Raw genomic sequence first — 13,253 nt, 5'->3', positions numbered from 1 at the left:
GCACGGCTCCCTGAACTGCTCGACGAGCTGAGGGCACGTGTCGATGCGCTGCAGAGCGGCAGGGTACCGCTGGCAGGGTTGGCTATCTCCCGGCACCTCCTTGTTGAGTCGCCCCAGTTTGTCATAAGCGCTGTCTACTCCTCAAGGGGGGCAGCATATCAGAGACAAGGCCGTCGTAGAAATCCTCCCACAGCGCCCTGTGTCTGCGAAGGTCGATTGACCCGCCCCCAGTTGTTGTACCACTCCCAATGTTAGTCATGCGTACATCGGTTGGGGTTCGATGGCTTCTGGAGCGGGGAGCCGATAGCCCAGCGCGCTATGTGGGCGAACCTGATTATACGCCTGCCGCCAGCGACAATCTGTGTACGGACGCACGGCATCCCAGTCACTTCTATACCCACGTTGACCCTCAGGCATTATCCGCAGCCATCATCGAACCCGTCTAGACTACTCTTTCGCCACACAGTCCTCAACTTCCCGTCCACATTTGCCGATAACCGTTCCAACAACCCATTACACACACCACTATATTTATGACGCCATCGACACGACGATTTCACCAAACCGTGATGGTCCTCACCCTCGCAATCTATCTCTATTACCTCGTCTATCGTCTGGTCTATACCATCAACTGGGACGCCTGGTGGTTCTCGCTCCTCTTCTACTATGCCGAACTCCACGGATTTCTGTCGCTCACCCTCTACTTCTTTCTTATCTGGCATCCACTGACCCGCACACCGCCTCCAGCTCCACCCAACTTACGCGTCGATGTCTACATCCCCACCTACAAAGAAGATATCGAACTTGTCCGAAAAACCGTCCGGGGCTGTCTCAATATCACCTATCCCCATACCACTTACATCCTTGACGATGGCCATCGGCCCGAATGTGCCGCGCTCGCCACTGAACTAGGGTGCAAATACCTGACACGAACCGAACGCGTCCACGCCAAGGCCGGCAACCTCAATCACGCCCTCTCGGTTACCAGGGGGGATTTTATTGCCATCTTCGATGCGGACTACGTGCCCCAACCAGACTTTCTCGACAAGACACTGGGCTATCTGACGGATCCCCATGTTGCGTTCGTCCAGACCCCACAGAATTACTATAACGTTGATTCCTTTTCGTTCCGATTTCACCAAGCCACACATATCAAATGGAACGAAGGCGATATGTTTTATCGCCTTATTATGCCCGGGATGGACTACTGGAATTCCGCCTTTTTCGCCGGCACATCGGCCGTCTTTCGGCGCACCGCTATTGACGACGTCAACGGATTTGCCATCGAAACTATTACCGAGGACCTCCATACCAGCGTCCGCCTCTACAAACGTGGATGGAAAGGAATCTACCATAACGAACCACTCTCAAGTGGTTTAGCGGCAACCGATCTCAAGGACTACCACATCCAAAAACTCCGATGGGCTGAAGGCAATATTAGTCTCCTCTTTGTCGATAACCCACTCTTTGCAAAAGCACTCACGCTGCCCCAACGACTCTGCTTCTTCGCCACGGTGTTCAGTTGGTTCATCGGGCTCCCAAAACTCATCTACTTCATTACCCCAGCCATCATGCTCCTCACGAACTGGTATCCGGTGGTGCCCTTCAATTGGCCGTTCATCTGGCGCTATACCATCTTTCTGACTGCGGTCATTGCCACCGTGAAGATTGTCAGCCGTGGCTACAGCCGAATTCGCGATGAAGAGGTCCACAACATGATGAACTTCTTTGTCTTAATGAAAGCCATGGTCAAAGCCCTCCTCCGCTTAAAAGGTCGATTCATCGTGACGGTAAAGGGAGCCGGTGAAACCGCACGCTTCTCTACCCTCATCCCCCAATTCACGATTATCATCTTAGGTATAACAGCCATCGAATGGGGGGGGCTTAAATGGGCCTACGGTACCTCGCACAACTGGCTGGGACTCGGGATCGGCATCTTCTGGAGCGCAGTCAATGCCTATCTTGCCTGGACCGTCATTACAAAAGTCACCGCTCCGCTCCACCGCCGAAAAGAATCGCGATTTCTAGGAAATCTCCCCGTCCAGTACGAACATGACGACTATGGATGTGCGGTCAGTGGGTTGGGTACCGTCACAGATCTGACTGCCGACGGCATGGGGTTAACAACCTTCACCGCCCTCCCGCTTCGCGAACCTATTCGCCTACGACTGCATTTAGGATCACGCTTGTTCACCTGTGTCGGGCTCGTCCTCTACGTCCACAAAACCACATCTCCCACGGGAATCTTCCGATACGGTGTCCAATTTACCAACCTCAGTCGAATCGACAAGGACACCATTACTGAGTTCTGTTTCAATCACATGCTGCCCATCTTCCTCCGTCAATTTGATCCGACACCATCCTCGCTGACGCGATGGCTTCTCTCATACACGCACGGCTGGTTCACCCCCCCATCCGACCACCAGCCTACTTCTCAACTCCCACTCCGCATTCATACCACTCCCCCACACTACGTTATTACGGAACACATCACGGCTGACACGCTGACGTTTCTCACCTACGCCCCTCTGTCACCACAGACACAAACCATGGTCACCCTGTTCACCCCACAGGGACAATTCACCACGACCATCACCATCCACCACTGTAAAGATATCGTCGTTGGACGATGGTACCGAATCACCGCATCATTCATGACCCAACCGGAACACGCATCCGATGCTCTGACCACCTTTCTTGAGGCGCACTCCTCATGTTCCCCCGCATAACCCCTCACGACCTTGTCACATCTCCACGACTCCTTCTCCTGTGTGGAACCCTCTGGGTCATTATTGTTTGGGAAGCCTTCACTTGGTTCTACTCAACCGACATTGCCCTTGAACGAATCGCCAGGGCATCCACAACACCAGATCCAGTGATCGCACAACACCTCTACCGCCAGATGGCCCCCTCACAGCTTCACCGATACGACATTGAATCCTTTGTCAAACTTGGCGAGGTCCTCGATCGAGCAAACACCACAGACGCTGCGTTGGACATCTGGCGCCGCGTCGTTGCCACAGTCCCTGACAATCATGGATTACGACTGCGCCTGGCACTGACCCTCCACCACACTGGTCGATACATCGAAGCCGAACATCACTTTTCCACGCTCTTAGGAGACTCCCCACGATGAGACACCATTGCCATGCCACACCACGAACTCTGCTCTTTGTCCTCCTCCTCGTCGGTTTCACCTCACTCGCTACGGCTCAAGAACCAGATGGAAAGATCGACGAACACTTCCTCCTCCTCATGGGCGCCAGGAACGCCACAAAAGCTGGGATGCCTCACGTCGCCGTCAAGCGTTATCGCGCCTTACTCACACGCAACCCCCACCTCCACGAGATACAGCAAGAGCTGGGATGGGTCTTGATGGCCACCGGACAGCTTGCCGATGCGGAACAACAGTTTCGACTCGTCCTTGACGCGCATCCCGACAACACACAAGCGTGGACGGGTCTTCTTGAGACCCTACGAAAGACCAACAAGCACGACGAGATCCTCACGACACTCACCCGATTAGTTGGCCTTGAACCACTCCGCAAAGACATGAGAATGCAACTCGCACTCGAACTCCATAACCGCGGAAAATTTGTAGACGCCGAACGACACATCGCTGTCCTGTTGGGAGAGTAGCCGGATGTCCCACATACACCATCGAGTCACCATCCAGATCTTAATCTGGGGTCTCCTTGGCGTCTGGGCTACGACGCTCGCAAGAGCCCAGGAGCCCAGCAACCGCGACATCCTCCTGCTCGGCGCACGAAACGCCTGGAAGCTTCACGCCTATGACCGTGCTATCGCCCGCTATGGGCTCGCCATTACACACGATCCTGAACAGTGGGACGCTGTGGCCGAACTGGGATGGCTCTTCCTGGACATCGGACATCCCCTTGAGGCGATTCACCAATTTGAAGCCGCCACCACACTCGCCCCCAACAACCTCTCACTTTGGCGTACCACCGCCATGGCATACAGCTGGACCTCCGATTATGACGCCGCCCTGGACACCTATCAGACCATCCTCGAGCGATTTCCGACCAACACGACCGTGCAACTGGAATACAACGGAAAAGAGGCCTTATGGCGTGGACACATCAGACAGGCAACGACAGCGCTTGAACAGCTTGCCACACTGGAACCGCACAACAGTGACATCCTATTCGATCTTGGCCAACTTGCCACCCGAAACGACCGGCCTTTTGACGCTCACACACACTACCGTCAGCTCTTATCCCTTCTCCCAGAACACCGACAAGCCAGGCTGGCGCTAGACCTCAGCACGCTCTCCCAACGACCACTGCTCACACTTGGCTATACCTATATCAACCAACATGGTTTCGACAACACACGCTCGATCACCTACGGACTGGCCAGCATCGAAGAACGACTGCGACTCTCTGATGCCCTCTCAACCAGCTACGCGTACGACAACACACACTTCACGTTCGGCTCAACAGCCCACACAATTACCGGACGATGGCGCTACAACCCCACTCGCTGGCTTCACCTCGACGGATTCATCAGCGGACTCCATTATAATGGACGCGAACGAGACCATATCAACGGAGGAATCGGCCTCTCCTACGAGACCCTCTCTGGAATACAGCTCGGGATAGACTTCGAACGAAAAGATGTCTGGGAAAATCGAACAACGGTCCTCAATGGCATCGCCATGAACCGCGTCTCCACACATGTCGGCGGAACACTCGGTCGACATCTCGACTGGACACTCCGAGGTGACGTCACCAACTACTCTGATCACAACACCCGACTTGGGGGCGAGTTCCTCACGTCATATCAGGTGCTCTGGTTCCCACGGACGCTTCGCCTCATCTACCGTGTCAATGCGTATGGATTCCAACGCGCATCCTCGTACTTTTCCCCTGGCGCCTACGCCACCAATACGGCCGCCATAGAATTTCAACACTGGCTCGGCTACCCCACCCACAAAGACCATCTTGCAGAAGCCCCACGTAACCACTATACCGTCTATTACGGCGTCTCCGTCGATAGTAACGCCAAGCTCTTTCACGAATGGCACGGCACGCTCTCCTACCCGCTCACACAACGGCTTGACATGGTTCCATCACTCAAAATCATTCGATCAAGTGTCTATCACGAATGGAATACCGGAATCTTTATGCGATTGACATTCTAACGCCACGACTCCTATGCGCACACCCATCCCCCTATCTCTCTTCCTGACAATCCTCCTTGCCACGGCGTGTGCCAGAGTTACGCCCACTCGCCCGGCAACAGCAACCGATCCGTTGTCTGATCTCATCACCAAGGCGTGGGGTGGATATACCGCACGATTTATTCATGCCCATGGACGCGTCTCTCGCCCGCGCAATAATGACGATACAGTCTCCGAAGGACAAGCGTATGCGCTCCTCATCGCCTCGCTGCTTGACGACCGACAGACATTCGACAAGGTCCTGGACTGGACCGACGCACACCTCTCGCGCAAGGGCCGCACCGGCGACCATCTGCTGGCCTGGCATTGGGAACCAGGTCGTGGGGTCACGGACTGGAACAGTGCGTCCGACGCCGACCTCGATTATGTCCTCGCGCTCATAACCGCTTCCGCACGCTGGCACGACGAACGCTATACTAAAAAAGCGCGATTGGTCATGCGCGATCTGCTCGATCTGGAAACAGCGCTAATCAACGGACGGAGGTATCTCCTACCGGGAAACTGGAGAACAGGACACAACGCCTCCATCATCAACCCCTCCTATCTGTCGCCAGCCCACTTCCGGATATTCTTTGCGTGTACCAGAGACCCACGTTGGAACGACCTAATCGAAGCAAGCTATTACCTCATCGAGACGGTTTCGAAACACTTCGCCGGAACCGCAGGCGTGGGCTTGGTACCGGATTGGCTGCTCCTTACTGCAGACGGATCCCTGATGCGTGCCCAAGGATTGTCGGATCGATTTAGCTGGGATGCGATTCGAACCCCATGGCGACTCGGAATGGATGCACTATGGTTCGAGGAGAATCGGGCCAGACGCTACCTTGATGGTATGAGGGATTTCTATACGCAGGAGTGGGAGAGGCGCGGCGGTCGATTCTTTGCCGAATATACGTACGAGGGCAGACCAGCCGGGCAATACGAACACGTCGCCGCCTATGCCATGAGCCTGTCAGCGCTGGCGAGATCGAATGGTCCCATCTCAGCCGGTGTGATGGAGAAACTCTCTCACGCATTCAACCAAGACGTGAGCCTCTTTACACCTACGGACGATTACTACGCCAATAGTCTGGCATTACTTGCACTCATCTTTTACCGAGAAACTACATCACCAACCATCAATTCCACACAGCTACTTTGCCAATAACCTGCACGTTTGTGCGCTTGTGCGCTCACAATCCATTTTCTACACTCATCACGTTCGTCGAACAGATCACACACCTCACAACCCCAACATCTTTCATGGAGACACGTGATGAGTCGCCAGCACGACACTTCCCCCGGACCAGCACTCGCACCTACACCACCCATTCTCACGATTCACAATACGCATGTCTCACAATGCGGATCCCCTCAGCCCATCACTCATATCACCCCAGACACCTATATGAGGTAGGATGGAAAAACTGGACACCAAAGTCGTGTAAAATACAATGACGGAGGTGTCATCGAGAGCCCTCCTGCCCGCGTGGGCGGTTCAGACTCTCATAATACCTGGATCTATTTTAGGGGGTCAGGTCAGGGGAGGCGCTGGATCCCAACGCATGGGTCTTCACAAATACAGAAGGGGGCCGCCTCATCGCCGGCAACTTTACGAAGCGGGTCTGGGGTCCGCTACTGCAACGCGCCGGGCTTAAGCATCTTCGCTTTCACGACCTGCGGCACACCGTTGCCACCCTCCTCCTCGAACAGGGGGAAAGTCTCGCCTTTGTCGAGAAACAACTGGGGCACTCCTCAATCCAGGTCACCGTCGACCTCTACAGCTATCTCCTTCCTGCCACGAACCAAACGGCGATCAATCGACTCGACGATGCGCCCACCCGCACCCCAGGCGCACCCACGCATCCTGAAGACACGAATGGCCCGCTCAGCAAAATGCCAAGCGAGCCATTGAATGTAATGAGTTAGAGGTGGCTGGGGGGCAAGGATTCGAACCTCGATAAGCAGATCCAGAGTCTGCCGTCCTACCATTGGACGACCCCCCACCAAAAATGAACGTCCAAAGGGGCTCCCTTTGGACGTTCAGAATATGGAGGAACAGCCGAGAAAAGTCAAGGTGAAAAACAGTGAGATTGCTTCACTTCGCTCGAAATGACCGTGCGGTCTTACAAGGTGCGATGTAGTGTCATGAGCCTGTCCCATCAGCGTTGTTTTGCGAGCTTTCGTGCAACGTCTGAAGCTTCATCATTTCGAACGCCTTGGTCCCGCTTGGCATATTCATCACGACCCGATCGCCGGCCTGCTTGCCGATAAGGCTTCGCCCGATCGGCGAGGCAACCGAAATCCAGCCACGTGTGCTATCCATCAGTTCGGGAAAGACCAGGGTGTAGACGCTTTCCTCCCCGCTCTCTTCGTCGATAAGATGAACGGTGCTGCCCAGAGCGACGCGGTCTCTCGGGATCGCTCTCAGGTCGATCTTACTGATCTCCGCTATCCGCTGTTGCAGAAAGGCCATCCTGGCTTTGACAAAGCCCTGCCGATCCTTAATCGTTTCGTACTCGCCGCTCTCCCGCAGATCACCCAACTCCCTGGCAGCCTGGATCTTCTTCGGAATTTCCTGCCTGAACTCCCGATCGAGCTTGTTGAACTCCTGCCGAAGGTTATCAAGCAATGCCTCAATCTTCATCCTTCCTCCTCCAGTGCTTCTTCTACCCGACGTCGCACGGCATCCCATCCCATCAGCTCCATAATCGGGAAGATAGGGGGACTGACGCTTTTTCCAGACAGCCCAACCCTGAACGGCTGAGCCAGGTCGACCAGCTTCAGGCCAAGGGCCGACGCCCTCATCCGGAAGAGCGACTCCAGGGTTGCGGCAGTGAAGGTCGGCAGCGTCTCAATCTCCAGTAAGAGCGCGCGGACCCTCTCTTTTGTTTCCGTGGTTAGAACCTTTTGGGCCACTGCCTTATCGCGCTCGATCTTCCCGTCGAATACGAATCTGGACGAGGTTGCGAGCTCCGTCAGGGTCCTGGCCCGTTCCTGAAAAAGGCCGGCAACCCGATGCGACCAGGCTTCGTCCCTCTGAGACAGTTCTTGTTGACTCACGCCAGCCGCCTCCCAGAAGGGCCTGAGCAATGTCGTCAGCCGATCAGGGGCGGTACGCTTGATGTACTGGCCATTCAGCCACTCGAGCTTCACCGGATCGAAGACCGCGGGGGTCTTGCCCACCTTCTCGAGGCTGAATCGCCTAACCAGCTCTTCCTGGGTGAAGATCTCTTGATCACCGTGAGACCAACCAAGCCGCGCCAGGTAGTTCACCATCGCCTCAGGCAGGTAGCCCATCTGCTGGTAGGCCAAGACCGACGTAGCACCATGCCGTTTTGAGAGGCGGGAGCGATCGGGCCCCAGGATCATCGGGATATGGGCAAAGCGAGGGATTGGGAGACCCAGCGCCTCGTAGAGTATGATCTGACGTGGCGTATTGGAAATGTGGTCGTCACCCCTGATCACGTGACTGATCTCCATGAGCACATCGTCTATCACTACAGCGAAATTATACGTCGGCATCCCATCGGAGCGAAGGAGGATGAAGTCGTCCAAATCGGCAGTCTCAAAGCGAATGGGGCCGTGAACGAGATCGGCAATCTCAACGCTCCCCTCCTCCCGGACCTGCAGGCGGACGACAGCACCTCTTCCGCCCACTCCAGTCAGGTCGTTCCCCCGCTCACGGCAGCGACCGTCGTACTTCGGGGAGGTCCCGGCAGCAAGCGCAGCCTTACGCCTGGCTTCCAGCTCCTCCGGCGTACAGGTACAGTAATAGGCCTTCCCTTCATCCAGGAGTTTCTGGGCATGCTCCTGATATAGCTTCAAGCGCTCAGCCTGCCGGTACGGCCCAGCCGGTCCGCCGACCTCCGGCCCCTCATCCCAGTCCAGGCCAAACCAGCGGAGCGCGTCGAGGATCGTCGTCACCGACTCATCCGTAGACCGTTCGGCATCAGTGTCTTCAATCCGAAGGATGAAGACTCCATGCTCATGGCGGGCGAACAGCCAGTTATACAGGGCGGTCCTGGCCCCACCGACGTGCAGATACCCTGTTGGGCTTGGCGCGAATCTGACCCTGACCTTAGACACCACGATCCACCTTACTTCTTCGCCGGCGGACCAGCTTCCGCCTCGTCGATCAGCATGACCGGGATACCGTCTCGGACAGGATAGCGCCGCCCGCAGGCAGTGCAGACGATCCTGGCTGCCGACTCGTCGAACACCACCTCAGCCTTGCAGGCGGGACACGCCAGGATTTCAAGCAGTTCCTTATCGATCATTTTTACTCCTTCCTTAGAAAATATCTATTGCGTCTACCTGGTCTATCTCGTCTGTTCGGTCTGTTTCGTCGTTTGGTCGAGACCAAATGGACCAGACAGGCCTGGAATTCCCAGGCCCCCGTCAAGTCAGAGTGGCGTCTTGCGCATTACGATGGCATCTTCCTGCGGGTGATCGTAGTAGTTGCGGCGGCGGCCGATCGGCTGAAAACCGTAACACCTATACAGCCCAGCAGCCGCCTCGTTCGACGCTCTCACCTCCAAGTAGCCTGCCGTGGCCTCTTTTACTCTGGCTCGACGGAGCACCTCTTCCAAAAGCTGAGAGGCGATTCCACGGAGCCGATAGCTCGGGTGCACCCCGATATTATTGATATGTAACTCACCGCCCACCACCCACGCACACAGGAAGCCGACGATTCGCTCTCCAGGACCTTCGTCTACCCTCGCCACGAGCGATTCGGCGATCCCCTCGGAGCTAAACTCGCCCAGAAACATCTCCTCAGTCCACGGTTCGGCGAACGAGAGGCTCTCGATTACCAATACCTCCGGCAGGTCTTCCCTGCCCATCGAATGGCACGTAACTGCAAGTCTTGTCTTACTCATCGTCATTATTTTAGCGCATCTCTTGGTACTACGAACCCACTGGGGCGAATCTGCCAAGATACTTTAACTCCGCCTCTGACGGCCGCAAGTAATGGGGGGCCAGTTGTGCGAGATCATCCCGGTGGCCATCCAGCAGAAGGCGGCGTCCAAGTTCTGCCACAGCCGCGGCACATCCTCTGCGCCCCGCAAGGGGGGAAAAGAGCGCCAACTCCTTCAGTTCGGATCGCAGCAGGCCTTCATAGACGGCCAACCCATCGCCCAGGAACACGGTTGGCTGTTGGATGTAGCTCAACAGCCTATCCGGTGCGACGGCCGCATCGTCCATCAGTCGGATCAGCCGATCCCCCTCGTGGCGAAACAGGGCGCAGTAGATTTCACCCTTCCTGGCATCAAGGATGGGACAGATCGGGTGAGCACAGAACGGGAGCGTCCACGCCATGGCTTCAAGGGTCGATATGCCGACAAGCGGTTGCCCCCCTGCAACCGCCAGGCCTTTGGCGGTGCTCAGGCCGATTCGTAAGCCTGTGAAGGAGCCTGGCCCAACAGCCACGGCGAGACCTTCGACTTGGCCCAGCGTGATCCCGGCATCCTGCACGGCTCGATCAATCAACGGCAGCAGTCGCTCGCTGTAGGTCGCCTTGACATTCAGCGTATATTCGCAGACCACTCCCTGCCCTGATAAAAGGGCCACTCCTCCCTGCATTGTCGACGTGTCTATCCCCATCACCAGCATGGCAACTTGACGATACTACAGACGGTTCGATCCGGCAAGGGTCTCAACGCAATTACGCCCTGGTGCACGTGATGCCAACGATTATCTCTCCAGTCTGACCGGTCGGTCCCCCGGCCTGCACACGCAACAGCAGGATGAGACCCATGACGAAAAATACACCGACGGTGAGAATCGCCGCGCGCTGGTTACCTGCCAGAATATAAGAAACTGCACCGAAGACGAGAGGTCCAAGAATGGAGGCTGTCTTCCCGCAGATGGCGTAGCAGCCGAAGAACTCTCCCTCTCGCCCCTTCGGAATCAGTGTGGTCATAAAGGTTCGGCTTGCGGCTTGGATAGCGCCGAGACCGGACCCGGCGACGGCGGCAAGGAAGTAGAACTGGCGTTGCGCTTCGACGAAGTAGGCGGCAACCACTACGCCGATCCAGAGAACCAACATGCAAACCACGACGAACTTCGGGCCAAGGCGATCCGTGGGCTTTCCCCACAGGAAGGCCCCAACCAACGCCGTGACCTGAACGAGGACGTATAGGCCGATCAACTGCGCCATCCCAAAGCCAAGCGTCCTGGCCGCGAAGATAGAGGAGAAGAAGATGACCGTATTCACACCATCTTCGTACAACAGATACGCCCCGAGGAAACGCCGCAGCTCACGGAACGTGAGAACGTCCTGGAAGGTCCGCACTATGCCTCGAATGCTCTCGCGTACCGCGTCACTAACCTCGGCATAGCCGGGCCGATCCCCTGGAAGGACCAGAAAGGATGGGAGGGCGAAGAGCCCGAAGAGCGCCGCCGCGGAGAGGAAGCACCAGCCAAAAGCACCGGCCTTTACAAATGGGAGGGCGACGAGGAGGGCCGCGATCGATCCGGCATAGCCGACCGCAAAGCCGTAGGCCGAGACGCGCCCCTGCCACTCCCGAGACGCAATGTCCGGGAGATAGGCGTTATAGAAGACCATCGCCCCTTCAAATCCCACCATGCCGAGGACGCCCAGCACGAATCCCCGGAGAACCATCCCCTGCTCCACGGTCGCCATCAATGCAGTAGCGCCGACGCTCAGGTAGGTAGCAGCAAAGAAGAGACGCTTGCGGATCCCGGCCCGATCAGCAACGCTTCCCAAGATAGGGGAGGTCAGCGCCACAATGGCCATGGAAGTGGAGATCAGTCGTCCCCACCACAGATCACCCTCCCCATGGACGTTTCCGACGACAACCTGAGCATAGTAGGTCGCATAAATGGTCGCCGCGATGACCGCAGAAAAGGATGAGTTTGCAAAATCGTACAGGGTCCAGGCCACCACCTGACGACGATTCATACAATCAGCTATCAGTTTTTAGCTCACACGCCACTACTGTTGTTCACTCACAGTGTCACGTTGACGCCTTGAGACAACCCGAAGCTGCCAGGAAATCGCCTGTCAGCGCCTGAACCAACTTCATATATCGATCGCCGATCGGAACAATCTCGATCGACCGCGTATCCGACCCGGTATACTGAAGTCTGAACAGCAGCATCTCCTTTGGTAAGCATCCCCAGCCATGTTCGGGCCACTCGATCGCAGCCACACCATCCCCCTCCAGATACTCATCGAGCCCCAGGCTTGCAAAGGCCTCCGGGGTCTCGATACGGTACAGATCGAGATGGTAGAGAGGGAGGCGGCCACGGTGTCGGTGCATGATGGTGAAGGTCGGACTACTCACGTACGCAGCCGGATCTACACCAAGCCCGCGGGCCAGTCCCCCGACAAAGAGGGTTTTACCTGTTCCGAGCTCGCCGGTGAGAGCGATCACGTCGCCCGCATCCGCAAGTCTGCCCACTGCCTCCCCCAGCGCGCGCGTCTGCTCGGGCGAGGCGGAGTGATAGACGGTCACCCTCTCCTGCTCAAACAAGCCAGTCATTCCTTTGTAAATAGCGGTCAGGGGTATAGACTGAGGACTGAAGATCTTTAGGTATGGCTCCCTACTCCCTCCAGACTTCAGTCTTCAGCCTTTAGTCTATCTACCTGCCTTTAGCTCATGAGCTGTTGCACGGGACTTCAGTTGTCGAATGGCCTCCGGGATCTGCGCCATCAGATCGGAGGCCACCATCGCCTCCTGGCCAACCGCCTCGGCCGCGAGATCCCCGGCCAGGCCGTGCAGGTAGACCGCGGCCTGGGCTGTCAGACCGGCACTCACGCCTTGGGCAAGGAGCCCGGCGATCAGACCCGTCAGCACGTCACCGGTCCCACCGGTCGCCATACCAGGATTCCCCGTCATGTTGATCGCCACCCGCCCTTCCGGATTCGCTATCAGGGTGCGGGCGCCCTTCAGTACCAGGTGGACACCGAAGCTCGTTGCGACCTTTTGCGCGATCGGAATCCGGTGCCGGACCACCTCATCCCGATCGATGCCGAGCAGACGGGCGAGTTCTCCAGGGTGGGGGGTGAGGATCGGCGGGAGTGGAACATCGCGCAGCATTTCCA

13 protein-coding genes, 1 tRNA gene and 1 pseudogene are annotated in these 13,253 nt (G+C 56.7%); 5 read left to right on the top strand and 10 right to left on the bottom strand.

Features of this window, described 5'->3' with window-relative positions:
• Nucleotides 1-255: 255 nt before the first annotated feature.
• Nucleotides 256-351, bottom strand: a pseudogene (locus PHV01_RS08405) (integrase core domain-containing protein); the annotation flags it as partial.
• 182 nt (nt 352-533) lie between these two features.
• Here PHV01_RS08405 and PHV01_RS08400 point away from each other — a divergent pair.
• From PHV01_RS08400 to PHV01_RS08380, 5 genes are all read left to right on the top strand, one after another.
• A complete protein-coding gene (locus PHV01_RS08400; RefSeq protein WP_337290706.1) occupies nt 534-2,729 on the top strand; it encodes a glycosyltransferase in 2,196 nt (731 codons plus the stop codon).
• Nucleotides 2,714-3,136: a hypothetical protein gene (locus PHV01_RS08395; RefSeq protein ID WP_337290705.1), complete on the top strand. Its 423-nt coding sequence runs from the start codon at nt 2,714-2,716 to the stop codon at nt 3,134-3,136. The genes PHV01_RS08400 and PHV01_RS08395 overlap by 16 nt, the downstream gene beginning before the upstream one ends.
• Entirely contained in the window at nt 3,133-3,639 is a 507-nt protein-coding gene (locus PHV01_RS08390) for a tetratricopeptide repeat protein (RefSeq protein ID WP_337290704.1), read from the top strand. Before PHV01_RS08395 ends, PHV01_RS08390 begins: the two co-directional genes overlap by 4 nt.
• A gap of 4 nt (nt 3,640-3,643) precedes the next feature.
• Nucleotides 3,644-5,164, top strand: a complete 1,521-nt coding sequence (locus PHV01_RS08385; protein WP_337290703.1) for a tetratricopeptide repeat protein — start codon at nt 3,644-3,646, stop codon at nt 5,162-5,164.
• A gap of 112 nt (nt 5,165-5,276) precedes the next feature.
• Nucleotides 5,277-6,350 carry a glycosyl hydrolase family 8 gene (locus PHV01_RS08380; protein ID WP_337290702.1) on the top strand — a complete coding sequence of 358 codons (1,074 nt, stop codon included), beginning with the start codon at nt 5,277-5,279 and terminating at the stop codon, nt 6,348-6,350.
• Nucleotides 6,351-7,114: 764 nt separating this feature from the next.
• Here the strand turns inward: PHV01_RS08380 and PHV01_RS08375 are convergent.
• From PHV01_RS08375 to PHV01_RS08335, 9 genes are all read right to left on the bottom strand, one after another.
• Nucleotides 7,115-7,188 (bottom strand) — tRNA-Gln (locus PHV01_RS08375).
• 140 nt (nt 7,189-7,328) lie between these two features.
• A complete protein-coding gene (greA, locus tag PHV01_RS08370; RefSeq protein WP_337290701.1) occupies nt 7,329-7,829 on the bottom strand; it encodes a transcription elongation factor GreA in 501 nt (166 codons plus the stop codon).
• Nucleotides 7,826-9,274 (bottom strand): glutamate--tRNA ligase, encoded by a 1,449-nt coding sequence (gltX, locus tag PHV01_RS08365; protein WP_337290700.1) that lies wholly within the window; start codon nt 9,272-9,274, stop codon nt 7,826-7,828. Before gltX ends, greA begins: the two co-directional genes overlap by 4 nt.
• 8 nt (nt 9,275-9,282) lie before the next feature.
• Nucleotides 9,283-9,462, bottom strand: coding sequence for a Trm112 family protein (locus PHV01_RS08360; RefSeq protein ID WP_337290699.1), 180 nt, complete (start codon nt 9,460-9,462; stop codon nt 9,283-9,285).
• A gap of 126 nt (nt 9,463-9,588) precedes the next feature.
• Nucleotides 9,589-10,068, bottom strand: coding sequence for a ribosomal protein S18-alanine N-acetyltransferase (gene rimI, locus PHV01_RS08355; RefSeq protein ID WP_337290698.1), 480 nt, complete (start codon nt 10,066-10,068; stop codon nt 9,589-9,591).
• Nucleotides 10,069-10,090: 22 nt separating this feature from the next.
• Entirely contained in the window at nt 10,091-10,786 is a 696-nt protein-coding gene (gene tsaB / locus PHV01_RS08350; RefSeq protein ID WP_337290697.1) for a tRNA (adenosine(37)-N6)-threonylcarbamoyltransferase complex dimerization subunit type 1 TsaB, read from the bottom strand.
• Nucleotides 10,787-10,847: 61 nt separating this feature from the next.
• The gene (locus PHV01_RS08345; RefSeq protein WP_337290696.1) at nt 10,848-12,107 is read right to left on the bottom strand and encodes an MFS transporter; all 1,260 of its coding nucleotides are present in this window, start codon (nt 12,105-12,107) and stop codon (nt 10,848-10,850) included.
• A gap of 55 nt (nt 12,108-12,162) precedes the next feature.
• Nucleotides 12,163-12,690 (bottom strand): tRNA (adenosine(37)-N6)-threonylcarbamoyltransferase complex ATPase subunit type 1 TsaE, encoded by a 528-nt coding sequence (gene tsaE / locus PHV01_RS08340; protein WP_337290695.1) that lies wholly within the window; start codon nt 12,688-12,690, stop codon nt 12,163-12,165.
• A gap of 96 nt (nt 12,691-12,786) precedes the next feature.
• Nucleotides 12,787-13,253: ADP/ATP-dependent (S)-NAD(P)H-hydrate dehydratase (locus PHV01_RS08335; protein ID WP_337290694.1), on the bottom strand; the 467-nt coding region annotated here is incomplete at its 5' end.

This window comes from Candidatus Methylomirabilis sp. (assembly GCF_028716865.1).
Classification (GTDB): Bacteria; Methylomirabilota; Methylomirabilia; order Methylomirabilales; family Methylomirabilaceae; genus Methylomirabilis.
This window is presented reverse-complemented; position numbering and strand designations above follow the sequence as displayed.